This window comes from Nocardia niwae NBRC 108934 = DSM 45340 (assembly GCF_001613465.1).
Classification (GTDB): Bacteria; Actinomycetota; Actinomycetes; order Mycobacteriales; family Mycobacteriaceae; genus Nocardia; species Nocardia niwae.
The window spans coordinates 25,859-51,996 of the sequence record NZ_BDCK01000051.1; the positions used below are offsets into that span (position 1 = coordinate 25,859).

At 68.6% G+C, this 26,138-nt stretch carries 13 protein-coding genes; 7 read left to right on the forward strand and 6 right to left on the reverse strand.

What is annotated here, in order from left to right:
- Positions 1-2: 2 nt before the first annotated feature.
- The gene (locus NNI01S_RS30430) at positions 3-10,802 is read left to right on the forward strand and encodes a type I polyketide synthase (protein WP_063024568.1); all 10,800 of its coding nucleotides are present in this window, start codon (positions 3-5) and stop codon (positions 10,800-10,802) included.
- Positions 10,803-10,811: 9 nt separating this feature from the next.
- Positions 10,812-11,345, forward strand: coding sequence for a PaaI family thioesterase (locus NNI01S_RS30435; RefSeq protein WP_063024570.1), 534 nt, complete (start codon positions 10,812-10,814; stop codon positions 11,343-11,345).
- A gap of 49 nt (positions 11,346-11,394) precedes the next feature.
- Here NNI01S_RS30435 and NNI01S_RS30440 read toward each other — a convergent pair whose 3' ends face one another.
- Both NNI01S_RS30440 and NNI01S_RS30445 read right to left on the reverse strand, forming a co-directional pair.
- Entirely contained in the window at positions 11,395-13,425 is a 2,031-nt protein-coding gene (locus NNI01S_RS30440; protein WP_063024572.1) for an NADPH-dependent 2,4-dienoyl-CoA reductase, read from the reverse strand.
- Between the two features lie 166 nt (positions 13,426-13,591).
- A complete protein-coding gene (locus NNI01S_RS30445) occupies positions 13,592-14,197 on the reverse strand; it encodes a TetR/AcrR family transcriptional regulator (protein ID WP_063024574.1) in 606 nt (201 codons plus the stop codon).
- 135 nt (positions 14,198-14,332) lie between these two features.
- On the opposite strand from NNI01S_RS30445, the gene NNI01S_RS30450 reads away from it, so the two are divergent.
- Together NNI01S_RS30450 and NNI01S_RS30455 are read left to right on the forward strand one after the other, a co-directional pair.
- Positions 14,333-15,562, forward strand: a complete 1,230-nt coding sequence (locus NNI01S_RS30450; protein WP_063024576.1) for an alpha/beta fold hydrolase — start codon at positions 14,333-14,335, stop codon at positions 15,560-15,562.
- A gap of 107 nt (positions 15,563-15,669) precedes the next feature.
- The gene (locus NNI01S_RS30455; RefSeq protein WP_245676427.1) at positions 15,670-16,149 is read left to right on the forward strand and encodes a DUF6802 family protein; all 480 of its coding nucleotides are present in this window, start codon (positions 15,670-15,672) and stop codon (positions 16,147-16,149) included.
- An 826-nt stretch (positions 16,150-16,975) separates the two neighbouring features.
- Here NNI01S_RS30455 and NNI01S_RS30460 read toward each other — a convergent pair.
- The 3 genes from NNI01S_RS30460 to NNI01S_RS30470 all read right to left on the reverse strand — a co-directional run bounded on the left by NNI01S_RS30460 (position 16,976) and on the right by NNI01S_RS30470 (position 19,461).
- Positions 16,976-18,196, reverse strand: a complete 1,221-nt coding sequence (locus NNI01S_RS30460; protein ID WP_245676428.1) for a PucR family transcriptional regulator — start codon at positions 18,194-18,196, stop codon at positions 16,976-16,978.
- 265 nt (positions 18,197-18,461) lie between these two features.
- On the reverse strand, positions 18,462-18,797 hold the full coding sequence (locus tag NNI01S_RS35530; protein WP_169813042.1) for a MarR family winged helix-turn-helix transcriptional regulator: 336 nt from the start codon (positions 18,795-18,797) through the stop codon (positions 18,462-18,464).
- Between the two features lie 457 nt (positions 18,798-19,254).
- On the reverse strand, positions 19,255-19,461 hold the full coding sequence (locus NNI01S_RS30470; RefSeq protein WP_357036618.1) for a hypothetical protein: 207 nt from the start codon (positions 19,459-19,461) through the stop codon (positions 19,255-19,257).
- Positions 19,462-20,026: 565 nt separating this feature from the next.
- On the opposite strand from NNI01S_RS30470, the gene NNI01S_RS30475 reads away from it, so the two are divergent.
- On the forward strand, positions 20,027-22,237 hold the full coding sequence (locus tag NNI01S_RS30475) for a SulP family inorganic anion transporter (RefSeq protein ID WP_063024583.1): 2,211 nt from the start codon (positions 20,027-20,029) through the stop codon (positions 22,235-22,237).
- An 8-nt stretch (positions 22,238-22,245) separates the two neighbouring features.
- On the opposite strand, the gene NNI01S_RS30480 is transcribed toward NNI01S_RS30475, so the two are convergent.
- Complete coding sequence (locus tag NNI01S_RS30480; protein WP_063024588.1) at positions 22,246-23,640, reverse strand: ABC1 kinase family protein; 1,395 nt, start codon at positions 23,638-23,640, stop codon at positions 22,246-22,248.
- 176 nt (positions 23,641-23,816) lie between these two features.
- On the opposite strand from NNI01S_RS30480, the gene NNI01S_RS30485 reads away from it, so the two are divergent.
- Complete coding sequence (locus NNI01S_RS30485; protein ID WP_063024584.1) at positions 23,817-24,464, forward strand: TetR/AcrR family transcriptional regulator; 648 nt, start codon at positions 23,817-23,819, stop codon at positions 24,462-24,464.
- Between the two features lie 476 nt (positions 24,465-24,940).
- Positions 24,941-26,138 (forward strand): PucR family transcriptional regulator (locus NNI01S_RS30490; RefSeq protein WP_063024590.1); only part of this gene is annotated, 1,198 nt, incomplete at its 3' end.

The window sequence follows — 26,138 nt, forward strand, 5'->3', positions numbered from 1 at the left end:
CGATGGCCGACACCGACGAGCTACGCCGCTATCTGAAGAAGACCGCGAAGGAGCTCTACGAGACCAAACAACACCTGCGCGAACTCACCGATCGGACGCGGGAGCCCATCGCCATCGTCGGGATGGCCTGCCGGTACCCGGGCGGCGTCCGATCCGCCGAGGACCTGTGGCGCGTAGCCGCCGAGGGCGTGGACGCCGTCGGCGGGTATCCCTCCGACCGCGGCTGGGACCTGGAGCGGTTGTTCGATCCCGATCCGGACGTCCCGGGGACGGTCTACACGCGGGAGGGCGGTTTCCTCGACAGCGTGGCCGATTTCGACGCGGGCTTCTTCGGCATCAGCCCGCGCGAGGCCGCCGCGATGGACCCACAGCAGCGCTTGATGCTCGAGGCGGCCTGGGAGGCCCTGGAAGACGCAGGCATCGACCCGCTGTCGCTGCGCGGTAGCGACACCGGCGTGTTCGCCGGGGTGGCCCACCAGAACTATGGGCCCCGCGTCGGCTCCCCCGATATCACGGCCGAAACGGAAGGCCATGCCTATCTGGGTGTTTCCAGCAGCGTGCTGTCTGGCCGGATCGCCTACACCCTCGGGCTGGAGGGGCCTGCGGTCTCGATCGACACGGCATGCTCGTCGTCGCTGGTCGCCCTGCACCTCGCGTCCAGGGCGCTGCGCAACGGCGACGCCACCCTGGCCTTGGCGGGCGGGGTCACCGTGATGTCGGATCCGTCCCTGCTCATCGCGTTCGCGCGGCAGCGCGCCCTCTCTCCCGACGGCCGGTGCCGGGCATTCGCGGCGGCGGCCGACGGCACCGGTTTCTCCGAGGGACTCGGCGTGCTGGTGCTCGAACGGCTCTCCGACGCACGGCGGCACGGGCACACCGTCCTGGCGGTCGTCCGCGGCAGCGCGATCAACCAGGACGGCGCGAGCAACGGACTTACCGCGCCGAACGGCCGGTCGCAGGAAGCCGTGATCGGGCAGGCGTTGCGCGACGCGGGCTTGGCGCCCGCCGACGTCGACGTGGTGGAAGCGCACGGTACGGGCACGATGCTGGGCGATCCGATCGAAGCCCGGGCGCTGATCGCCGCCTACGGCGCTCGGGAGACCGAGACGCCCTTGCGGCTGGGATCGCTGAAATCGAATATCGGGCACACCTCGGCCGCGGCGGGCGTCGGGGGCGTGATCAAGATGGTGCAGGCCATGCGGCACGAAATGCTGCCGAAGACCTTGCACATCGACGCGCCCACTCCCCATGTGGACTGGTCGGCGGGTACCGTGCGGCTGCTGCGGGAGAGCGAGCCGTGGCCCACCGGTGCCAGGGTCCGGCGCGCGGGCGTGTCGTCGTTCGGCGCCAGCGGCACCAACGCCCATGTCGTCCTCGAGGAAGCGCCCGCCGACCCGGCCCCCGCCGAAACGGAGTCCGAGCCCGCTCCCGCCGAAACGAAAGACGCGTCACTGCACGCCGTTCCATTGCTGTTGTCGGCGGGTTCCGGCGCCGCACTGCGGGAACAGGCGGACCGCTTGCGCCGCTGGATGACCGACGCCCCGGAGACGGATTCGCGGGATCTCGCGCATTCGCTGCTCACCTCCCGTGCTCGGCTGGAGTGGCGAGGCGCGGTCGTCGGCCGTGACCGGGACGAACTCCTGGCCGGTTTGGCGGCCCTCGCCGAGGGACGCTCCACGCCGGGCGTGATCGAGAGCCGGGCTCGCGCGGGACGCACGGCGTTCCTGTTCACCGGTCAGGGCGCGCAGCGCGCCGGAATGGGACGGGAACTGTCCGCGGCGTTCCCGGTGTTCGCGGCGGAGCTGGACCGGGTGTGCGCCGAATTCGATCCGCTGCTCGGACGTTCGCTGAAGGACCTCCTCTGTGCCGAGGCGCCGGACGGCGACAGCGCGCCGGGACCGCTGGATCGGACCGAGTTCACCCAGCCCGCGCTGTTCGCCTTCGAGGTGGCGCTGTACCGGCTCGTCGAATCCTTCGGTGTGGCCCCGGATGTGCTGCTCGGCCATTCCATCGGCGAACTGGCGGCGGCGTATGTCGCCGGAGTGTGGTCGTTGCCCGACGCGTGTGCGCTGGTGGCGGCACGCGGCCGTCTCATGGGGGGCCTGCCGGCGGGCGGCGCGATGCTGGCGGTGGCGGTGCCGGAAGAGGAGGCGTCGGCCGCGCTCGACGCGTACCACGGCCGGGTCTCCGTGGCGGCGGTGAACGGGCCGTCGTCGGTGGTGCTGTCGGGTGACGCCGACGCGGTCGCGGAGATCGAGCGGCACTTCGGCGACCGAGGCCGCCGGACGAACCGGCTGCGCGTCAGCCACGCCTTCCATTCGGCGCGGATGGACCCGATGCTGTCCGAGTTCCGGACGGTGGCTTCCGGTGTCGCCTATCGACGGCCGACGATCCCGATCGTCTCGAACGTCTCGGGGGCGACGGCAGGCGACGAGCTGACCGATCCCGAGTACTGGGTCCGTCAGGTCCGGGCGGCGGTGCGGTTCGCGCCGGGCGTCCGGGCGCTGGCCGCGAGCGGGGTGGTGCGGTTCCTGGAGATCGGTCCCGACGCGGTGCTGACCGCGATGACCCGGGAATGTCTCGCCGACCAACCCGATATCGAGGCCCGCTGCACGGTGGTCGCCGCCGCGCGGCGTGGCGCGGACGAGGCCGGGCAGCTCACCGCTTTCCTGGCCGCCGCCCACGCCGCGGGCGCCGAAGTGGATTGGCGGCCGCTGTTCGCCGGCCGCGCGCCGCGCCGAGTCGCCTTACCCACCTACGCTTTCCAGCGTCAGCGGTACTGGCTGCCGCCGACCGACGGGATCGGCGATGTGAGCCGCGCCGGTCTGACCGCGATGGACCACCCGATGCTCGGCGCGGCGCTGGCCCTGGCCGGCACGGACGAGTGGCTGTTCACCGGCCGCCTGTCCACGCTGTCACAGCCGTGGCTGGCCGACCACACGGTGTTCGGCACGGTGCTGTTGCCCGGCACCGCGTTCGTGGAGTTCGCGCTGGCGGTCGGCGCGCGACTGAACGCCGCGACGGTCGACGAACTGGTCCTGGAGGCGCCGTTGCGGCTGGACGAGGGAACCGAGGTCGATCTCCAGATCAGCGTCGAATCACCCGACGACGCGGGGCGCAGGCGCTTCGTCATCGCGTCGCGGACAGTCGGTGACCGGACCGCCGGGTCCACGCACGCACGCGGTGTACTCGCGCCCGCCACCGAAGACGCGCCGGACTCCGGCGGTACGGACGGGCCGGCCCCGGACGAGGACGTGACGACCGGAGACGCGCTGTACGACGAACTGGCCGCACGCGGCCTCGATTACGGACCCGCATTCCGTGGCGTGCGCCGGATCTGGCGCCGCAACGACGCCGTCCTGGCCGAAGTGCGTCTCGGCGAGACGACTTCGGATGCCTCGCGTTTCGGTGTGCACCCAGCTCTGCTCGATGCCGCACTGCACGCCGCTGTCGACGTATTGGCCGCCGATTCGCCCGCACATCACGCGCCGCTGCCGTTCTCCTTCGCCGGCGTGCGGTTGTCTCGTGGTGGCGCGAGCGCGGCGCGGGCGCTGATCCGGCCCATGGGCGCGGACGGGGTGCGGGTCGAGTTGCGCGACGATATGGACGCGTCGCTGCTCACCATCGACGCGCTGCAGGCGCGGCCGGTCGACCGCGAGGCGGTGCGCGACACCCCCTCGGCCGCACCCCACGGTCTCTACGACGTGCAGTGGGTGGCGGTGTCCTCCGGCGCGCCGTCCGGCGCGGTGCGGCTGGCCGCGGTCGGCGGACCAGCCCGATCCGATTTCGACGAACACCATCCGGATATGGCCGCGCTGACCGCGGTCGCCGGGACCTCCAACGGCCGCCACGCCGATGCGGTGGTGTGGTTCGCCGAGCCCGGAACCGGGCACACCGACAGCGCCGAGGCCGACAGCGTGCGCCGCAGCGCGAACACCGCGCTTGTCACGGTGCAGTCCTGGTTGCGCCTGCCCGAGTCCGCCGATACCCGGCTGGTCGTGGTGACCCGCAACGGCGCCGGGCGGCCGGGCGAGGATCCGGACCTGGCGGCCGCGGCGACCTGGGGACTGCTGCGCAGCGCGCAATCGGAGCATCCGGGCCGGATCGTCCTGGTGGACGCCGAGCGCGGCGCGGTCGTCGGGCCCGAGCTGATCTCGGTGGCCCTCGCCACCGACGAGCCTCAGCTGGCGGCGCGCGACGGCGACCTGCTCGCGCCCCGGCTCACCCGGCGCGGCGAGGCGACCGGCGCGCCCGTCAACCTGGGTTCGGGCGCGGTGCTGATCACCGGCGGCACAGGTGGATTGGGTGCCCTGGTGGCCCGGCACCTGGCCGCGACGCATGGTGTGCGGGACCTGGTCTTGGTGTCCCGCCGTGGCGAACGCGCCGACGGTGTGGCCGAGCTGGTCGCCGAACTGACCGGACTCGGTGCCCAGCCGCGGGTGCTGGCCTGCGACGTCGCCGACCGTGCCGCGGTGCTGGCCCTGCTCGGCCAGTTGGCCGACGGTCCGGAGCTGACCGCCGTGATCCATGCCGCGGGCGTCCTGGACGACGCGACGCTCGACGCGCTCACTCCCGACCGGATCGAACGGGTCTTCGCGCCCAAGGTCGACGCCGCCCTCCACTTGGACGAACTCACCCGGGACCGGAACCTTTCGGCGTTCGTTCTCTTCTCGTCGATCGCCGCGGTCCTGGGCTCGGCGGGCCAGGGCAATTACGCCGCCGCCAACTCGGTGCTGGACGCGCTGGCCCGGCGTCGCGCCGCGGCGGGACTGCCCGCGGTCACGGTGGCCTGGGGCCCGTGGAATCAGAACGGCGGGATGACCGCCGACCTGGGCCGCGCCGGTCTGGAACGGCTGTCGCGCATGGGTTTCCGGCCCCTGACCGAGTCCGACGGACTCGCGTTGTTCGACCGTGCCGCGGGCGCGGGCACGCCGCTGGTCGCCGCCGTGGATTTCGACACCGCGGCATTGTCCGCGCAGGCCCGCGCGGGGTTGCTGCCGCCGCCGCTGCGTTCGCTGGTGGCGGTACCGCGCCGCGCCGCAGGGGGCGGCGGCGACTTGGCGGAGCGGCTCGCGTCGGCGCCACCGGACCGCAGCGACGAGATCGTGCTGGAATTCGTGCGCGGGCAGGTCGCCGAGGTATTGGGCCACCCAACGGGCGATCTCATCGAGGCCGACAAACCGTTCAGCGAGCTGGGATTCGACTCGCTGGGCGCGGTGGACCTGCGCAATCGCCTCACCAAGGCCACCGGTCTGCGTCTTCCGTCCACCCTCGCCTTCGACCACCCGACTTCGGCCGCCGTCGCTCGGTTGCTGCGTTCCCGGATCGAGGGCGCCGGACCGGGAGTCCGCCGCGCGCGGCAGCGCACGCGAGCCGACGAACCGATCGCGATCGTCGGCATGGCCTGCCGATACCCCGGCGGAGTCGGCTCGCCGGACGAGCTCTGGGATCTGGTGGCCTCGGGTACGGACGCCATCAGTGAGTTCCCGGCGGATCGCGGCTGGGATCTGGATCGCTTGATCCATCCGGACCCGGAGCACCCCGGCACCTCCTACGTCAAGGAGGGCGGGTTCTTGACGGACGCGGCCGACTTCGACGCCGGATTCTTCGGAATCGGCCCGCGGGAGGCGAACGCGATGGACCCGCAGCAGCGCTTGCTGCTGGAGGTGTCGTGGGAAGCGCTCGAGCACGCGGGTATCGATCCGGTGTCGCTGCGGGGCACCGACACCGGCGTCTACACGGGAGTGATGTATCAGGACTACGAGGTCTTGACCCGCAAAGCCGGTCCCGAGGCCGAAGGCTATGTCGGTACCGGCTCGGCGGCGAGTGTGGTCTCGGGGCGCATCGCGTATTCGCTCGGCCTGGAAGGCCCCGCGATGACGGTGGACACGGCGTGCTCATCCTCGCTGGTGGCGCTGCACGTGGCGTGCCGGGCGCTGCGTCAGGGGGAGAGTTCGCTCGCCCTGGTGGGCGGTGCGACGGTGATGGCCACGCCCACGGTGTTCGTGGAATTCTCCCGTCAGCGCGGCCTGGCCGCGGACGGGCGGTGCAAATCGTTCTCGGCCGCCGCCGATGGGGTGGCCTGGGCGGAGGGCGCGGCCGTCCTGGTGGTCGAACGGCTGTCGGACGCACGGCGGCTCGGCCACAACGTGCTCGCGGTGGTGCGCGGCAGCGCGGTGAACCAGGACGGCGCCAGCAACGGCCTCACCGCGCCGAACGGCCCGTCGCAGGAGCGCGTGATCGCGGCCGCGCTGGCCGATGCCGGGCTCGGCCCCTCCGACGTGGACGCCGTGGAAGCGCACGGGACCGGCACGACCTTGGGCGACCCGATCGAGGCACAGGCGTTGCTCGCCACCTACGGTCAGGGCCGTCCGGAAGGTCCCCTGCGGGTCGGATCGCTCAAGTCCAATATCGGCCACACGCAGGCGGCGGCCGGTGTCGGCGGCGTGATCAAGATGGTGCAGGCCCTGCGCCACGAAGTGTTGCCGAGAACTCTGCACGCGGACGAACTCTCCCCGCACGTGGATTGGTCGGCCGGATCGGTGCGGGTGCTGACCGACGCCGAGCCGTGGACCGTCGGTAACCGGGTGCGGCGCGCGGGAGTGTCGTCGTTCGGCATCAGCGGCACGAACGCGCATGTGATCCTCGAGGAAGCGCCCCCGTCCGCGCACGACGAGCGCACGGCGGCGGGCCCCGATCCGGTGGCGGGCGACGCGGTGCCGCTCGTGGTCTCCGGGAAAACCTCCGAAGCGCTGCGGGCTCAAGCCGAACGCTTGCGCTCCTGGCTGCGGGACGAGCCGGAGATCGACTCGTGGCGGGTGGCGCGCGCGCTGCTCGACTCCCGCGCGCTCCTGGATCGCCGCGGCGTGGTGGTCGGACGCGATCGGCAGGAACTGCTCGCCGGGCTGGCCGCGCTGGCGGCGGGCGCGGCATCGCCTCATGCGGTCGAAGCACAGGCGGTGCCGGGTGCCACGGCCTTCCTGTTCACCGGCGGCGGCGCGCAGCGCGTCGGCATGGGCGCGGACCTGTACCGGGCGTTCCCGGTCTTCGCGACCGCTCTGGAGGAAGTCTGCGCGGAGTTCGACCGGCATCTCGGAGGTTCGCTGCGGGAGGTGATGTTCACCGACGCGGCCGGGGTGCTGGATCGGATGGACTGGATGCAGCCCGCGTTGTTCGCGTTCGAGGTGGCGATGTTCCGGCTGCTGGAGTCGTACGGTCTCGTACCGGATGTGCTGGCGGGTCACTCGCTCGGCGAACTCGTCGCGGCATACGTGTCCGGGGTCTGGTCGCTCGCCGACGCCTGTGTCCTGGTGGCGGCGCGAGGACGGTTGATGGGGGCCGCGCCCTCCGGTGGGGCGATGCTGGCGGCCGCGGTGTCGGAGACGGAAGCGGAGGACCTGCTGACCGGCCTCGGCGACCGGCTCGCGATCGGGGCGGTGAACGGCCCGGAGTCGGTGGTGTTCTCGGGGCACGCCGATGCCGTCGGCGAGATGCAGCGGCGGCTGACCGAGGCGGGACGCAAGACCACCCTGCTGCGGATCTCGCACGCGTCCCATTCGATGCTGATGGAGCCTGTGCTGGAGGAATTCCGTGCGGTGGCCGAGGGGCTGACCTATCGCAGGCCGACCGTGCCGATCGTGTCGAACGTTTCCGGCGCGCAGGCCGGTGACGAGGTGTGCGATCCGGGCTACTGGGTGGCGCAGGTGCGCAGCTGTGTGCGTTTCGCTCCCGGGGTGCGCAGTCTCCTCGACGCCGGGGTACGCCGTTTCGTCGAGGTCGGGCCGGACGCCGCGCTCACCGCGATGACCGGGGAATGCCTGGCCGAGCGTCCGGAGGTGGCGGCGAAGTCGCTGGTGGCGGCGTCGTCGCGGCGGTCGGTCGACGAGGTGGCCCAGTTCGTCACCCTCCTCGCGCAGTCCTACGCCGCAGGGGTACCGGTGCGCCTGCGGTCGCTGCTGCCCGCGGGAGACACGCGGGTGGCGCTGCCGACGTACGCGTTCCAGCGCCGCCGCTATTGGGTGCAGCCCGCTCCCGAGGTCGTGACGGGGTCGTTCGGGCATCCGCTGCTGACCAGCGCGGTACCGCTGGCCGGGAAGGACGAATGGCTGTTCACCGGCCGGTGCTCCACGCGTACCCAGCCTTGGATCGCCGACCACGCGGTGTTCGGCTCGGTATTGCTGCCCGGAACGGCCTTCGCGGAGATGGCCCTGGCCGCGGGCGCGCATCTGGACGCCGGGGTGGTCGAGGAACTCCTGTTGCAAGCTCCCCTCCTGCTCAGCGCGGGCGTCGAAACCGATGTGCAGCTGACTGTCGGTGGGCGGGACGAGGAAGGGCGGCGCAGTTTCACCATCCACTCCCGCCCGGCGGCCCGGGACGCGGCCGACACGCAGGCGTGGGTACAGCACGCCAGCGGTGTCTTGAGCACGGCAGACGAGGACCTCGCGCCGGTCTGGGGCGAACGGGCATGGCCGCCTCCGGATGCGGCGCCGTCGGACGGGTCGCTCTACGACCGGCTGGCGGAACGCGGCCTGGACTACGGTCCCGGCTTCCAAGGCGTGACCGCGCTGTGGTCGCGCGGTGAGCAGACTTTCGCCGAGGTCTCCCTCGACGAATCCGTCACCGCCGCGGCGGCGTCGTACGGTATCCACCCGGCGCTGCTGGACGCCTGCCTGCACGCGGCGCTCGGCGATCTGATCGGTGAGCTGCCCGCCGAGCAGGTGCCGTTGCCCTTCTCGTTCGCCGGTGTGCGGTTGTGGCGACCTGGACCCACCGCCGTGCGCGTTCACGTCGTCCGCGATGCCGAGGGCCAGGTCGCGATCGACATCGCCGACGAGACCGGCTCGCCCGTGGCGCGCATCGATGCGGTCTCCGCTCGTCCCATCGCGGCCGACGCCCTGGGGCCCGTGGCCGCGGGGCGTCGTGCGGCGCCCCTGCTCCTGCGCTGGACGCGCGCGGAGCTACCGGCGTTGCGGGCCGTGCCCGACCGCTTGGCGACGATGGGACCGACACGGGTATCCGGCGTCGAGCGCCGCTACGCCGATGTCACCGAACTGACTGCGGCCGAACCGCTTCCGGAAGTGGTCGTGTGGTCGCCCGGCGACGGTCCGGCGGGCCCGGTGGACCCGGGGACCGTGCGGCACGCGACACGTACGACATGGGAGTTGCTGCGGTCCTGGCTGTCGAGCGAGCGGCTGGCGGAGACTCGGCTCGTGGTGGCGACCCGCCGGGCGACGGGCTTGCCCGGCGAGTCGATCGATCTGGCCGCCGCGGCGGTGACCGGTCTGGTCCGCAGCGCGCAGTCGGAACAACCGGGCCGCATCGTGCTCCTGGACCACGACGAGGACCTGGACGCGAAGACGGTGCTCGGCGTCATCGAATCAGGGCACGCCCAAGTGGCGGTCCGCAGGGGAGAACTCCACCTACCGCGCCTCGCCTCTGCCGACCTACCCGAAACACTGCTCAGCACAGGCGTTTTCGGAGACGGAACGGTACTGGTCACCGGCGGGACCAGCGGATTGGGCGCGGTGCTCGCCCGGCACCTGGTCGTCGCACACGGCGTCCGGCATCTGCTGCTGGTGTCGCGCCGCGGCGCGTCCGCCGACGGGGTGGCGGAACTGGTCGCCGAGCTGGACGGGCTGGGTGCGCGCACCCGGGTCGCCGCGTGCGACGTGGCCGATCGCGAGGGTCTGGCCGCCGTGCTGGAGTCGATCGGGCAGGAGCATCCGCTGACGGCGGTCATCCATTCCGCGGGCTTGATCGACGACGCCACCATCGAGACGCTGACCGAACGACAGCTCGATCGCGTGCTCGCGCCGAAGGTCGACGGCGCACTGCACCTGCACGAGCTCACTCAGGGCCGGGATCTGGCGGCGTTCGTCGTGTTCTCCTCCGCGGCGGCGATTCTGGGGTCGCCCGGACAGGGCAACTACGCGGCCGCGAACGCGTTCCTCGACGGGCTCGCGCATGCCCGCCGCGCACAGGGGCTGCCCGGCTTGTCGGTCGCCTGGGGGCTGTGGAACCAAGGCACGGGCATGACCGCCGAGATGGACCGCGCCACGCTGGCGCGGCTGCAGCGCATGGGTCTGCGGATCCTCGGTGAGGCGGACGGGACGTCGCTGTTCGACGCCGCGCTCACCACGGACGCGGCCGTGGTCGCCTGCGTCGAATTCGACCAGCCCGCCCTGGCGGCGCAGGCACGTGCCGGGCTGCTGCCCGAGGTGCTGAGCGGCCTGGTGCCCAGCCGTGCGCGGCGAGTCACGGCCGCGCGCACGTCCGGCGGTCTGCTGGCCGACCGGCTCGCCGCGGCGCCGGAGGACGAACGCGACGCGTTGGTGCTCGGATTCGTCCGCGAGCACGCCGCGGCGGTACTGGGCTACCGATCCGCGGACGCCATCGATCCCGAAACACCGTTCAGCGAGATGGGTTTCGATTCACTGGGCGGCGTCGAGCTGCGCAACCGCCTGTCGGAAGGCACGGGGACGCGTCTGCCCTCGACCCTGGTATTCAACTACCCGACGGTGAGCGCGGTGGCGAAATTGCTGCGGTCGCACTGGGAGGCGACCGCGACCACCTCGGCGATCGACGACCAGATCACCGCGCTCACCGCCTTGTTCGCGACGCTGCCGTCCGCGGAGGACAAAGCCCGGCTGGCCGAACGGATCCGCGCGGCGCTGACCGACGCCGTGGACGAACCCGAGTCCGAACCCGAGCCCGCCGCCGCGCAGGGCCGGGACGCCGTGGCGGCGGCCGCCACCGCGGACGAACTGTTCGCTCTCATCGACCAGCAGATCTCCGGAAAGTAGAGGAAAGTCATGACACTCAACGACCCGTCGGCGATCGCGGTGACCGATGGGGTGCGCTCGCTGCACCTGCAGTGGGACGACCCCGGTATCGCCGTGCTCGGCATGATCCAGCTCTCCCGCGACGAACTCGTCGAGCGCATCCGCACCGGCGCCCTGCCGCTGCCGCCGCTGGCCAAAGTGCTCAACATCGAGGTGGTCGCCGCCGAGCCGGGGCGGATGACCTTGAGCCTCACCCCCGACGAGCGGCATGTGAACTTCCTCGGCGTCGTGGGCGGCGGTGTCGTCGGCACGGTGCTCGACGTCGCGATGTGGGGCGCGGTCCAGCTGTCGGTGGACGACAAATCCATGCTCACGACCGTGAGCATGACCACCAATCTGGTGCGCGGAGTCTCGCACAACCAGGGTGCGCTGCAGGCGATAGCGGAGGCGGTGCACGTCGGCCGAACCACAGCCACCGCCGAAAGCCGCCTGGTCGACGCCAACGGCAAGGTCTACGCGACCGCCGTCGCGACCTTCGTGCGGGTGGGCGGCGGAAACGGGTGACTGCCGATGGGCCCGGGGATGTGGTCCCCGGGCCCACCGCGGTCCACGATCAGAGTTCCGCCGCCAGCTGGGTGCCCTGCTGGATGGCGCGTTCGGCGTCGAGCTCCTTCGCCTCGTCGGCTCCGCCGATGACATGCACGCGCACGCCCAAAGATTCGAGCTGGTCGCCTAGGTCGCGAACCGATTCCTGGCCCGCGCACACCACGACGTTGTCGACTTCGATCACCCGGCGGCCCTGCCGTTGCGGGCCGAAACTGATGTGCAAGCCGCGATCGTCGATCCGCTCATAGTTGACTCCGCCGATCTGCTCGACACCGCGCGCCTCCAGGGCGGCGCGATGGATCCAGCCGGTCGTCTTCCCGAGAGTCAGTCCGAAGGGCCCCGACTTGCGCTGCAGGAGGGTCACTTCCCGGATTCCCGGCGCGGGCCTGCGGGGCCGCAGCTGGCCGGGAGCGTGGATGTCATCGGTGACACCCCACTCGTCGCGCCATTGGTCGAGCGTCAACGGCCCTTGGTGGCCCGCGGTGAGGAATTCGCCGACGTCGAATCCGATTCCGCCCGCGCCGATGACGGCCACCCGGTCCCCGACGGGCTTCTCCCGCCGGATCAGTTCCGGATACGACAGCACCATCGGGTGATCGATACCGGGGATGTCGGGAACACGGGGACGCACGCCGGTGGCCAGCACCACGTCGTCCCAGCCGCCGGCCGCGAGCTGTTCGGCGGTGACGCGGGCGTTCAAACGCACGGTGACGCCGGTGAGTTCCAGCTTGCGCCGGTAGTACCGGATCGTCTCGTCGAACTCCTCCTTGCCGGGAATGCGGCGGGCGAGGTCGAACTGACCGCCGATCCGATCCTCGGCTTCGAAGAGCTCCACCTGATGCCCGCGCTCGGCCAGCCCGATCGCGGCAGACAGCCCGGCCGGACCGGCCCCGACGACCGCCACCCGCTTGGCCCGCCTGGTGGGCAGCAGTTGCAGCAGCGTCTCGTGGCACGCGCGGGGATTCACCAGGCAGGACACGGTCTGCCGGGTGAAGGTGTGGTCCAGGCAGGCTTGGTTGCAGGCGATGCAGGTGTTGATCTCGTCCACGCGGGATCCGGCGGCCTTGTTCACCCACTCCGGATCGGCCAGCAACGGCCGGGCCAGCGAGATGAGGTCCGCTTCACCCCGCTCCAGGATCTGTTCGGCGACCTCGGGCATGTTGATCCGGTTCGACGCGCACACCGGAATCGAGATGTGCTCCTTGAGCGCCGCGGTGTATCCGACGAACGCGGCCCGCGGCACCGAGGTGACGATCGTCGGCACCCGCGATTCGTGCCAGCCGATATCGGTGTTGATGACGTCCACCCCGACGGCTTCCAATTCCTTGGCCAGATCGATGATCTCCGCGTAGGTCTGCCCGTCCTCCACGAATTCCGCCAGCGACATCCGGAACATGATGAGCAGGTCGTCGCCGACGGCGGCTCTGGTCCGGGCGGCGACCTCGACCGGGAACCGTCGCCGGTTCGCTGCCGAGCCGCCCCAGCGATCGGTGCGGGTGTTGGTGCGCGGCGCGAGGAACTGGTTGATCAGGAAGCCTTCGCCGCCCATGATCTCGACACCGTCGTAACCGGCCAGCTGCGCCAGCTGTGCGCAGCGCACGTGATCGGCGATCGTGGTCTCGATCTCCTGCTCGGTGAACGCCCGCGGCTCGAACGCGGTGAGCGGCGACGCCACCGCCGAGGGAGCCAGATTGGTGGGGATATTCGAATCGCGGCCCCCGTGCAGGATCTGCAGGGCGATCTTGCCGCCCTCCGCGTGGACGGCCTCGGTGATCACGCGGTGCCGCTGCGCGTCGGTCTCGTCCAGCATGGCGCAGGCGAACGGCCACAGCCACCCGTCGCGGCTGGGGGAGTATCCGCCGGTGACGATCAGCCCCACTCCGCCGCGTGCGCGTTCGGCGAAGAACGCGGCCAGCCGGTCGATGTGCCAGGCCCGGTCTTCCAGGCCGGTGTGCATGGAGCCCATCACGACTCGGTTGCGCAGTCGCACCCTCCCCAGCTCGATCGGCGACAGCAAATGAGGAAAGGCGGAACTCATGGGATGAACCTAACGGCAGCTACCCGCCTCCGCAATCGCTGGCGGCCCATGCCATCAGCGACGCACGGCTGGAGTCGTCCACACTCCGGGATAGGGGCGACAAGTCGGCAACTCGAACCTCCGGGGACCGGCCTCGCCGCCGGTCTCGCGGACAACCCCGCTCGGGTCAACGGCGCGCTGGTTCGATGTCGAGCGCGCGCTGAAGCTGGCTTGCCCACCAGCGCAGCTGAGCGGTGGAGTCTTGTGCTGCGGCGCCGGTGATGCCGGCGCTCCGGCGGAAGTCGCTGCCATAGAGGGGCTCGGTTGCCATCGCCTGGTGAAGGGCCGCGACCGCGAGTCGTGTCTCGTCGAGAGAACTTCCGGGGGGCCGGCTCCGATGCAGGGCGTCGACGACCGGGTCGAGCATGCCGGCGCCATGGTCGCGCCATCCCGCCGCGTGCAGCGCCGCTGCGAGTTCGCCGTAGCCGCCCCGGTACACGGTCTCGAGGGACTCGATGAGGTCGAGGAGATCGGTGCCGTGCTCCAGCCATGCGGTGATGACGTCTTGGAGCGCGGCTCGAAGCCGGCGTCCACCGTGACGAAGGAGTTCGGCGAGCAGCTTCTCGCGATTGCCGAAGTGATGCGTGACGCCCGCGTCGGTCATGCCCACCCGCGCTGCCACCGCGCGCACCTGTACGGCGGCAACGCCTCCCTCGGCCAGCAGCGAAGCCGCGGCATCGAGGATCAACCGGCGAGCTTCGTCCGGTGGTCTGCGCGTTCTCGGGTTGGTCACCGGCGGAATCTTACCTTGACTTACCAAGGTTTTACCGCGTACCGTTACCTTGATATCTCAAGGTAGATCGGAGGGCATGTCGATGTTCGAAATCGACGAGCTGAGAGGCGGATTCGGCAAGGAGGCGGCTAAGCGATGGCAGATATGAGCCTCGCGCTGCACGACGTCATACTTCGGGCCACGGTGACCGGCACGGGGCCGACGGTCCTGTTGCTGCACGCGGGCCAAGAGAGTCGCGACGTCTGGGCACCGGTCGCGGAGGGGATGATCGAGTGCGGATTGCGGACGGTGGCCTTCGATCTGCGCGGGCACGGCGAAAGTTCCGGTCGGGCGACCACTTTGCGGCCGATTGCCGACGACGTGATCGAGATGGTGGCTCGCGAACCGGCGCCGATCGTCGTGGTGGGCGCCTCCCTCGGAGGGTTCGCCGCCGTCGCCGCCCTCGCGGAGTCGTCCGTCGCGCAGCGTGTCGCCGGCCTCGTGCTCGTGGACGTCGTTCCTGACGTCGATGCGGATCGCGCCCGCCGCTGGCTCGACGACCGCGGGCTCCTCGCGCGCAACATCCAGCTCGCCGACGACATTCTCGCGTCCCGCTCCGAGCTCCACGCGATCGTCGCGGCATCCGACCTGCCCATCCTGCTCGTGCGGGGAGGGCGACGCTCTCCGCTCGGCGACGCCGACGTGGACCGGCTCCGCGCGGCCAACAGACGCGTCACCGTTGCCCGTGTACCGGAGGCCGGGCATCTCGTCGCTCGCGACGCCCCCGGAGAACTCGCCCGCATCGTTTCGGCGCACGCCACCAAGTGGCTGGGCACCGACGAGGTAGTCCGTCGCGCGTTCGAGCTGCAGCGCTCGCTCGGCGCCGAACAGATCGAGCACCCGGGCGGGACTCTGTTCGAGCACCTTCGCCGGGTGCACGCCCTCACCGTCGAATGGAACGCCGCGCCACGAACTCGGCTGGCGTCGATCTGTCACGCGTCATACGGCACCGACGGGTTCCGGCACGCCCTGCTGCCGTCCACGGACGACCAACAGCTGCGTCACGTCATCGGCCCTGACGCGGCGGCGCTGGTGTATCTCTACGGCGCATGCGATCGTTCGCGCACCTACCGCGAACTCGGCCGACGCCCCTTACCCGTGATCGACAGATTCACTGGCGGATCGAAGACGATCGAAGGAACCGAACTCCATGATTTCGCCGTCCTGACCGTCGCCAACGAACTCGACATCGCCCGCCACGCCCAGCAGCCACCGTCGATTCGCCGCGATATCCGTGACCTCGTCACCGCGCTGGCCACCTACGCGCCGGACGAGGCGGCGGAAGCTCTCGCCGACGAAACGCTCGCTCGAGCGGACGCCGAGTGACCCGACCGGCTGAGCAGCAGCGCGAGCTCGCGGTTCTGCGGCGAGTTCGGCCAGGCTCGCGTCGTCGGGGTCGTGGTAGCGGCGATGGAGCGATTTGCGTGCTGCGAGTGGCAGTTTCGGTTGTTGTGCAGGTGGCCCAGGTTGGCTTCGAGTTCGGCGACCAGTGGTACAAGGTGTTGAATGGCGACGAAGACCTCGATATTCTGGGCCGATGCTGGCCGAGTTCTTCGAAGGCATGGTGCGCGAAAGCGGGGGCGATGGTCACGTCGGGTGATCTTCCGGGACTGGATCTACCGCATGTCGACGCGCACGCCGAATTAGGCGGTCTCGGCGCCGTCGAACTGCACCATCCCACCCAGGACATCGACCAAGACGGTCTGCTCGACAGCGCGACCATCACCGGCGACGATGCCGTGCAGGTGTGGACCGACATCGATCACGACGGCTTCGCCGATCACGTCAAGGTGGTGGAGAAGGACGGCGACTACACCGCCTGGGAGTTCCATCGACATCCGGACGGAACCTCGGAGTGGATTCGGACGGACCAGGGGCGGCTGGGCACTCGAGCGGTGCCGCCTTCCCGCTGAGGGAGAGTGCGGCAGCGCCGGTTCGGGCAGAACTGCTTACCGGTTCGACGGCAGAACCAGGGCCTTGCCCCAGCACGGGGCGATGAGCTTCCACATCGCGTGCCTCCGAACCATATCCAGCAGAACGGCCTGGATGACCGGGCGGTTCTGCACGGCGGTGTTGTTGGGGAACGGGGTGCAGTGCGGGGGACGGGCAGTGAACCCGCGGGGGAGGAGTAGGACAGGTGTTACTGGCGGGCTGCCGAAAAAGGACTCTTCCGGTCGGCCGCGCGGTGGAACCGAACACCCTGCCCGGCTCCACGGAAAGTGACTCGAAAGTGACCGCGGCGACGAGATCACATCCGTCGCCATCGTCGGCACTGTGGTTGCGGAGGGATGAGTCTGGTCCAGAAGTCGTGGCGTACGGCGTCCCACAACGCGTTGAGTTCCGGAAGGAGTTCTCGCGCTCGAACGAGGTCCGGTAGATCGTCGGGACCGAAGGATGCGATTGTCGTGGCGTCAGAGGCATCGTGGACGGCGACGATAGAGATGAGATGGTCCTGAAACACCCGCCAGGTCGCCCGCAATCCGTCTGCTTCAGTTCGTCGAGTATCGTCCATGATTCTTCTTTCACATCACGTTGTGTTCCACACCACTACCGATGTTGTCGACACCGAACGCGAGCGGACATTCCACTGTATTCAGCTCGAGGGGTACCCCGTCGTGCGAAATCTGCGATTGGGGGCAACCCGCGGCGCTGTCCGGTGGGGCGAAGCAATCCGCGGCGGCGGCAATAGTGGACGAGCATCGACTGGAGTATTTCCACACCCGCTCGGCCGCGTTCTGCTCATTTGCGGTATGTGCGGGCGACCAGTGCCGAACGTAGGCGCCAAAGCCCATTCGCCTGGGTGGGGTCCAACCCTGTGAGCTGACCGATCCGCTTGAGCCGGTAATCCACGGTATTGGTGTGTACGTGTAGTAGCCGCGCAGTGCGCCGGCGGTTGAGATTGTGCGCTATATGGATTTGCAGAGTCTCCAGCAGTTCCGGATATTCCTCCAGTGGATCGAGCAGCGACCCGAGCTGTTCTCGGGCGGGGCCGGGGCGGGTGAGCTGGTATTCCAGAGCCAGCTCGTCGAAGTGATACAGGCCCGGCAGCGACTCGAGCCGGGTGACCATGTCGAGCAGTTCGTGGGCTTGATCCGCGGCAGTGGGCACGGTGTCGGTGGAGGCGGTCACCTCGGTCGCGGTGATGTGCACGCGGGCCGCCCGCGACAGATGCCCGATCAGTTCCTTCAGGGCGGCCTTGGTGATGTGATCGGCGGGGATGAGCAGGGTGCCGCCGTCGACCGAGAGCAGCGACAGCACGGTGTCGTCGCAGCGGGTGGCCAATTCCGCCTGCACACGCCGGAGTTTGCGGCGGGCAACGACTTTCGCGTCCAGCATCGAGTTGGACTCGTCCGGGTGGGACGGAATGGCGAGGGCTATTACGCGGTAGCGGTCGGAGATGTCGATGCCACACTCGCGGGCCATGGTGGAAGTGGGGTGGCCCCCCAGCAGCGCCGAGGTGAGCGTGTGCACCGCGGTGTGGTGCTCCGACACAACCGCGCGCAATTCGCGCACATAGGCCACCGAGACCGCCGTGGTCATGGTGTCGAGCATTTCGACGACGAGTTTGGCGGCGTCGAGGATGCTTTGATAGTCGGCGGCGCTGACGGTGAGCATCGGCTCGGTGTCAGCTGAGCCGGAGGCACGCTGCTCGGCCAATGCGGTGGACACCACCAGGTCGAAGCCGATCTTGAAGCCCTCATGGACAGCGTGGTGAATGGTACCGATGGGCACACCTTCGCGAGCCCATTGCGCCGCGGCGTCCTCAAGTTGCCCGGCCTTCTCCGGAATGTTGCTGCCATCCAGCATGCTGACTGCCAACTCCAAGCACACGCGGGTGATGACGGTGATGTCGCCATGGATCGCGTCACCGGGCAAGGTCCCGCAGGGGGCGACGGTTTCGACGAAATGCCCGACCATCTGCCGCGACAGGGCTCGCACGTCTTTCAGCGGCAGTGACATGGGCCGACCGGATACAGTGAGTCCTTGCCGTCCGGCGAAGGTGAGAGACATGGTGGAGCTTCCTTCCACCCCCGTTAACTGCGCTATTGCATCAGCGTAGCTAGCGCGCGAACCCAGAGAACGGATTACTCCGAGTAACGTGAATTTCAGGAGGAGCGGTCGGCAGGCGATAGTGATACGTCACGATGACAGTCTCCGAGACCGATCTGATCTGCCGAGGACTACCTCGGCTCACGTGCGCAGGCAGGTGCGTGGCTCGGGTAGATCACCCGTAGGCGATCTTTTCCAGTAGATCCAGCGCTTCATGCACCTTGCTCCGTTCGTCGGGTGGCAAGCTCTCCGATAGGAGACGCGCGAGAGTGATGTTCAGCGACCCCCGTTGCCCGCGCACCCAGGCCAGACCGTCGTCGGTGAGTATCAGGTTCACGCGGCGTCCGTCGACCGGATCGCGTACGCCGACGATCAGCCCCTGATCTCGTAACCCGTCGACGACATTGCGCATGGTCTGCGGGCGCAGCATCTCCAGGCGAGCCAGATCGACAGCGGCCATGGCTCCGCCTCGATGCAACCGTCCCAGCACCGCCCACTGCGTCGCGGACAATCGACACTCATTCGGATCACTCCGGATGCGGCGCAAAATCACGGTCAATGCGATGCGCAGGCGCGCGGCTGTGGCGGCCAGTGCTGTGGGGTCCGCGACATCAACGGCCGACATGCAACTACTCACTCTCACCCGATCGGAAGCGAATTGTGGGTGGCGTTCTGCCTCGACACCGCCCGCCGGGTGCTTGATCACGTCGAGGGCCGATGCGCCGCCCGGGCAGCTCCCTCCGCGCCTGGTGACCGGCCGGTGTGCGGGGCTGTTCCCCCGATCCCGGCGCCGACCCCCACGATCAGCGAGGGATGGTGCCCAACCCGGGCGGTCTTCGGTGTGCCTTGCCGGGCGTCGCTCAACCGGCGGCCACGTTGCGCAGGCTGCGCGGCGGTGACGGCTCGAACCGGGCAGCGCGCCGTGGTGCTCACCCTGGACCGTGTCGGCACCGCCGCGTGCCACTCCGCTAGCCGATAGGCAGGCAGAAGGTGTTCTCGGCCGAGCCAAGGGGGATGGGAATACACAATTCCACCGAGCCCGTGACGGGGGTGGCCGCGGCCGCATCCGCCGAGGCTGTGCCGACACCGAGGGCGGTGGCCGATAGTGCGAATGCGGCCACGGCGAGCGGGCGGATAATTCTCGAGTTCATGCAGTCATCCTCAGTCGTGTTCATGGAGAATTTCCCGGGTTCGGGACGGAACGATCAGATCACGAACTCGAGGGCCCTTCCAGGTCCTTTTCCAGAATTTGGATTTCTAGATCAACTCTTTCCTCAGTCGTCGTAGATCATCACAGTAATCAGTGGCATCAACACTAACTGTGACCCGAATACACACGATAGTTCTGCTCATTGCTTGTGGCCTTTCGTCGCCCGGCATCGAATATGCCGACGTCGACCATGAGTGCCTGTCGTGCTACACCCGGTCCCTGCACTGCCGGGTGAAACCTCTGCACAGCGGCGGTATCTGCCGGCGCAGGTAACTCATTTCTGAAGCAAAATTTGCCCGGGGACGCGTTGTGATGCCGAGGAAGATGCTTTCCCTCGGAATAGTGCCGGTCACAAACATTCGTTCGTCCCGTTTTCCACTGCGCTTTTGCCAGTACGTTGATCTTGGAAAACTCCCATGGCGGAGAGGCTGCGGGCACTGATTTCCGGGAATCGTGCCGCAGCTGTTCGGGATGCCTGGAGAACATGTTCGACCGACCAGACCGGCCCGTAGGCCTGGTGAAGGAGAAATATGCCCACCGACACCGATGCGAACCCCCTATCGGCCGCTCCGCCGGGGAGCGCCTGGTCCGATCGACTTTTGTCGATCTCCCGGCATGATCTGCCCGCCTCGATCGTGGTGTTCCTCGTCGCCCTGCCGTTGTCGCTGGGCATTGCCATCGCCTCGGACGCCCCGATTGCCGCCGGCCTGATCGCGGCCGCCGTGGGTGGCATCGTGGTCGGCTTCCTCGGTGGGAGCCCGCTGCAGGTCAGCGGGCCGGCGGCCGGGCTCACCGTGGTCGTCGCCGAGACCATTCATCAGTTCGGCTGGAAGACGACCTGTTTCATCACCACTGCGGCCGGCCTGTTGCAGATCCTGTTCGGATTGAGCCGGATCGCGCGTGCCGCGCTGGCGATCGCACCGGTCGTCGTGCATGCCATGCTCGCCGGTATCGGAGTCACCATCGCGCTGCAACAGGTGCACGTGCTGCTGGGTGGGGCGTCGCGCACCTCGGCCTTCGAGAACATCACCGAACTCCCCGGTCAGCTGCTGAACGCGCACGGTGACGACTTCGTCGTCGGCGTGATCGTCATCGGTATCATCGTCGCCTGGCGACGGGTACCCGACAGGGTTGGCCTGATCCCGGGCCCGCTGGTCGCGGTGCTGATGGGTACGGCGCTTTCGCTGGTGCTGCCCGGTAGTCCGGACCGCATCGAGATCGACAGCTCGCTGTTCGACGCCACCGGCCTGCCTGTCCCACCCAGCGGCAACTGGGCCGGAGTAGCGCTGGCGGCGCTTACCATCGCCTTGATCGCCGGCGTGGAGAGCCTGCTCTCGGCGGTCGCGGTGGACAAGCTGCACACCGGCAGGCGGACCAACTTCGACCGTGAGCTGGTGGCTCAGGGCGCGGCCAACATGACCTCCGGCATCCTCGGTGGACTCCCGGTCACGGGCGTGATCGTGCGCAGCTCCACCAACGTGGCCGCCGGTGCACGCACCCAGGCCTCGGCGATTCTGCACGGCGCGTGGATCCTGGTGTTCTCCATCGCGCTTGTCGGCGTCGTACAGCAGGTCCCGAAGTCGGCGCTGGCCGGGTTGCTCGTCGTGGTGGGTGTCCAGCTGGTGAAACTGGCGCACATCCAGCTCGCCCATCGCACCGGCGACCTGGCGGTATACGCGGTGACCATGGTCTGCGTAGTCTTCCTGAATCTGCTGGAGGGCGTGCTGATCGGCCTGGCCGTGGCGTTCGCGATGTTGCTGCGGCGAGTGGTGAAGGTATCGGTACAGGTCGCGCCGGAGACGGGCACCGATCGATGGGTCGTCCGCGTCGAGGGCACGTGCACCTTCCTGGCACTGCCGAAGCTGACCAAGAAACTGGCCACGGTGCCGACCGGTACCGACGTACTGGTCGAGCTGACCGTCGACTTCCTCGATCACGCCGGCTACGAGACCATCCGCGATTGGGCCCGGCAGCACGAAAGTACCGGCGGAGAAGTGGAATTCGTCGAGATCGGTACCGCGCGCATGGAACACAGCAGGACCGGCCCGCCTCGACGCGGCCGGGCTCGCGGCATGCTCGATGAGGTACTCGGCCCGTGGCGCGACCGAAACGGCGACGCGGTCGCGGCCGGCGTGATCGCCTACCATCGCAGCCACGCCCACGTGATCCGGCCACACCTGGACCAGCTGCGTGACCGGCAAGATCCGCACTCGTTGTTTCTCACCTGTGCCGACTCGCGCATCGTGCCCAATGTGATCACCAACAGCGGTCCTGGTGACCTGTTCACCGTCCGCAACGTCGGCAATCTGCACCCCGCGGACGGATCGGACGTCTCGGTCGAGGCGGCCCTGTCCTTCGCGGTGGACAACCTGAAGGTCCACAACGTGGTGGTGTGCGGCCATTCCTCCTGCGGTGCCATGAAGGCCCTGCTGGCCGGCGCCTCCACCGGACCGCGACTGGACACCTGGCTCGCCCATGCCCGCCCAAGCCTGGATGCCTACCGTGCCGGGCACCCGGTGCGCGCGGCCGCGGCTGCCGCGGGTTATGGCGAAGCCGCCCAGCTGAGCATGGTCAACATCGCCGTTCAGCTCGAGACCCTGCGACGCCACCCGGTGATCTGTCGGGCCGCCGCTGCCCGCGGCCTGACGGTATCGGGCCTGTTCTTCGACATCTCCACCGCCTGCATGCTCGAGGTCACCACCGACGGCATCAGCGAATTCGATGTCTCCGCAGTGCGGTGAAGACCTGGTCAGCGGCGAGATGGTCCGGGCAGTCGCCCGGCTCGCCACCGTGCCGTTGCTCGCCCGATCTCGGTTGCCGGCGGCTCGCCGTAGAGCCACTCACGGGCCAGTCGATGCCAATTGTTGGTCGTCTCGAGCTGTCCGAGTGCGGCGAAGGTGAACAACTCCGCCCGCCTGGAGAACACGTGCTCCGCCGGAAGCAATTGATGCCGCATACCCCGAAATTCGTCCGCCCTCGGATCGACGGCGAGGACTACCGCCGCGGTGGCGAGTTCGGGAGTGATCGTGATCTCCTCGTCGAGCAGATGCCAGCCCGACGCCGCCCACACGTATTCCAGGCATTCCTGTGGTGTGACGCCCGCGGCCAGGTCGATGATGCCGCGGCCGACCCACGCCTGGTACAGATCCACGGCCCGGTGTTCCGCGGCCGCCAGCAGGGACGCACGCTCGAACTCGGCATCCGCGGGATCCATTCGGTAATACAGCCCGAAATCCACGAAGACGACGCGACCGCCTTCGTCCAGAAGGATGTTGCCGGGATGCGGGTCCCCGCAGAACTCGTAGTCGGAGAACAGCGAACCGATGTAGAAGCGGTAGATCAGCTCGCCGATCCGATCTCGGTCGGTCACGGGCAGAGCCCGCATCTCTTGGAAGGACTTCCCTTCGACGAACTCTGTCACCAGAACGTGGTGCGTGCTGTGTTCCTCGACGCTGTCGGGGACGGTGATGAAGGGATGTTCGTGGAAGCGCGCGGCGACTTCATGCTGGGTCCGCGCTTCGCGCAGGTAGTCGAGTTCGCCGCCGATGTTGCGTGCGATCTCGTCCAGGACGGCGGCGTCGGCCGCGCTCGGCAGCACCGATCTCCACAGCTTGGCGAACAACTGCAAGTTACGCATGTCCGCCTGGACGGCCTCGTCCACACCGGGGTATTTCACCTTCACCGCGACCATTCGCCCGTCATGCAACCTCGCCCGGTACACCTGCCCGATCGAGGCCGCGGCCACCGGCGTCTCCTCGAAATCTGCGAACACTCGGGACATCGGCCCGAGATCACCCTCGAGGACCTTCCGCATCGCCCTGAACGGAACCTCCGGCGCGCGATCTCGAAGCTCGCCGAGCTTCACGCGAAACAGTTCACGGTGGGATTCGGGGACGAGGTCGACATCGAGAACCGACAGCATCTGGCCCAGCTTCATCGCCGCACCCTTCATGCCGCCGAGCACTGTGACCATCTGCTGTGCGGCTTGCAGAGTGGACCGCTCGGCGAGTATCCGACGGGCTTCGTCAGGCCGGCCGACCATGGACAGCCGAGTTCCGACTCCACGCACAGCTTGCCCCGCGACCAGTCGACCCAGCCGACTACCCCGCAGCAATCTGCCTCTGGGCAGCTGACCGGCTGCCATCAGCACCTCCGTTGGCCAGCCCGTGACCTATCTCGCGCGCCGTGGGTGTCGGCCGTTCCCGCGACGTCGGCCGTCGATTCAACGGTCTAACAACATACAACAAGCGGCAGTGACATCCGGTAGCTGAAGCTGAAGTGAGCAAAGCTCACTCTTCGCCCACGAGACAGGGAAGTGTGATGCCGCAGAAGGCTGCCCGACAGCGCCGTCGCCCGACCCAGCAGCGCGCGAAGGAAACGAGGGAGCAGATACTCGACACCGCGGCGCGGTTGTTCGGTGAGTGCGGCATCGCTGAAACCTCGACGAACCGGATCGCGGCGGCGGCCGGGTTGAGCATCGGTACGGTCTACCGGTACTTCCCCGATCGGGCTGCAATCATCGATGAGCTTCGCGAGCGCCTTTTCGACAACGCGGAACGGCGCTTGACCCGCTGGGTATCCGACTTGTCGAAGCGCCCGATTCCCAAGCTGCTCCCATTGGTTCCGAAAGTGCCCACCGAGATGCTGGAGCTGCTCACCGAGGAGCTGGGCGCCAACGCGCATCTGGTGCGCGTGCTGGGCGGCGAAGTTCAATGCCGTGGCAGCGGCATTCCCGAGTTCGAAGCGCGTCTGCGTCCGCTGGTAAAGGTGCTGTTGATCCAGTTGCTCGGCCCGGGAGACGATCACAGGTATGACGTGATGGCATACGTGCTGGTCGACATCGGCTTCACGGCGGTGCTGCGCGCAACGGCCCGGGAGATCCACGGCCATGAACGCCGCGAGGCCATCACGATGACCGCTCGGATCATCTGCGCATGGCTCGAGTCCGAAATACGGCGGCTCAACTGATCTTACGACCCTGAGCTCGGCGGACCGGACTGTATCTCGCCGGCCATTCGATCGCCCGCGAGCTGCTGGACGACCTAGGGACCCCGCACCGAATCCCCTGATCGGACTGCGGCGACGGGCGTCCACGGTTGGCTCCAGCGGCAGCAAGTACGCGCAATTTCTGACCGACGTTCGTTGCGCGCTCGACCTGTGAGCGTCACAGCAAATAGTGAGCAATCGCTTCACGCAACGAGCTGGATATCTCTTCGAAGGTCATGCGAACGATCTTCCGCCGCATGTTGCCGCCGTGATCCACCGCCGGCAATGGGTTGCCAAAGAAGAGTGGAAGGTGAGTTCCGGATCCTCTTATCGTTGGACCACGACCGATCAGGCCACAGGTCGAAAGCGATCGCCGTGGGAGTTCGGCCGCCTGGCACGGCTGCCGACCGCACCATCGGCCGGTAGAACCGCAGCAACTGGGCGGAAGGGAGTCGACGATGACAGCCAACGGGGCACTCCGGCGTGGATCGACCGTCTCGGGCGAACCGATGCCGTTCCCCGCACAAGGCGTGCAGCAGTTGGTCGGGCAGTCTGGCGACAACGTGATGGCACGCGCCGTGCTGCCCGGTGACGATGTCGCCCGGGTCTGCCTCGAGCTGTCGGTCAGCATGTTGGACGGGCAGGACATTCCGGCGAAGACCGCCCGGCTGGCCGATGCGGCAACCGACTGGGCCCGCGACGGCATGCCGATCGACACGGTCATGCATTCCATCCATCAAGGATTGAAGCTCGGTATGGATCTCGTCTTCGCGAACGGGACGGTGCGGGACTACGCCGATCTGGTACACGGCATGAAACTGGTCGTGGAAAGGCTCGACATCATGTGCGCCACCGTCGCCCGCGCGTATGTCCGTGAGCACAAGGCGGCGGTCGGTGAGCGGCACACTGCCGTCCACGCTCTGACCTCCGCGCTGCTGGGGGGATATTCCACCGCACTGACGGCCCGCGCGGACGGAATCGGCATCGCCGAGGAGTATTCGGTACTGGCAGTGGATGTTCCGAAACATCCGGACGAGGAGCATCCGATGCTCGACGGCAAGGTCGTAGCCCGCCGCAAACTGCGCCGCCTGCAAGCCGAACTCGCCAGCCGCTGCGGCGAGAATGCACTCGCGCTGCTGAGTGTCGACGGCGGGACGATTCTGATCCCGACTCCGACGCTGAACGACGAGCGCCTCGACGAACTGCTCGCCCAGCTGTCGGCGGCCGCGCGCGTACCGGTGACAGCGGTCGTTGTCACAGCGTCGGCCGCGTTGGTGCCCGGCGCAGCCGACCGCGCCCACGAACTGCTCGACACGGTGCGTCGGCTGCAATACGCCCCCGGTCTGTACCGTTTCGCCGATATGGCGCTGGAATACCAGCTGACCCGGCCGGGTCCGGGTCGTGAAACTCTCGGGTCGCTGCTGAACCCCCTCGACGAGTACCCCGAGCTGCTCCAAACCTTGCGGAGCTATATCAGCAACAACCTCAATCGCCAACGCACCGCCCGCTCGTTGCAGATCCACACCAACACCGTCGACTATCGGCTCAGGCGCATCAGCCAGGTCACCGGACTCGACCCCACCACCACGTCGGGAGTGTGGCAGCTGCGTTCGGCGCTCATCGCCCGCACGTTCAGCAAGCACAGCCAACCCGATA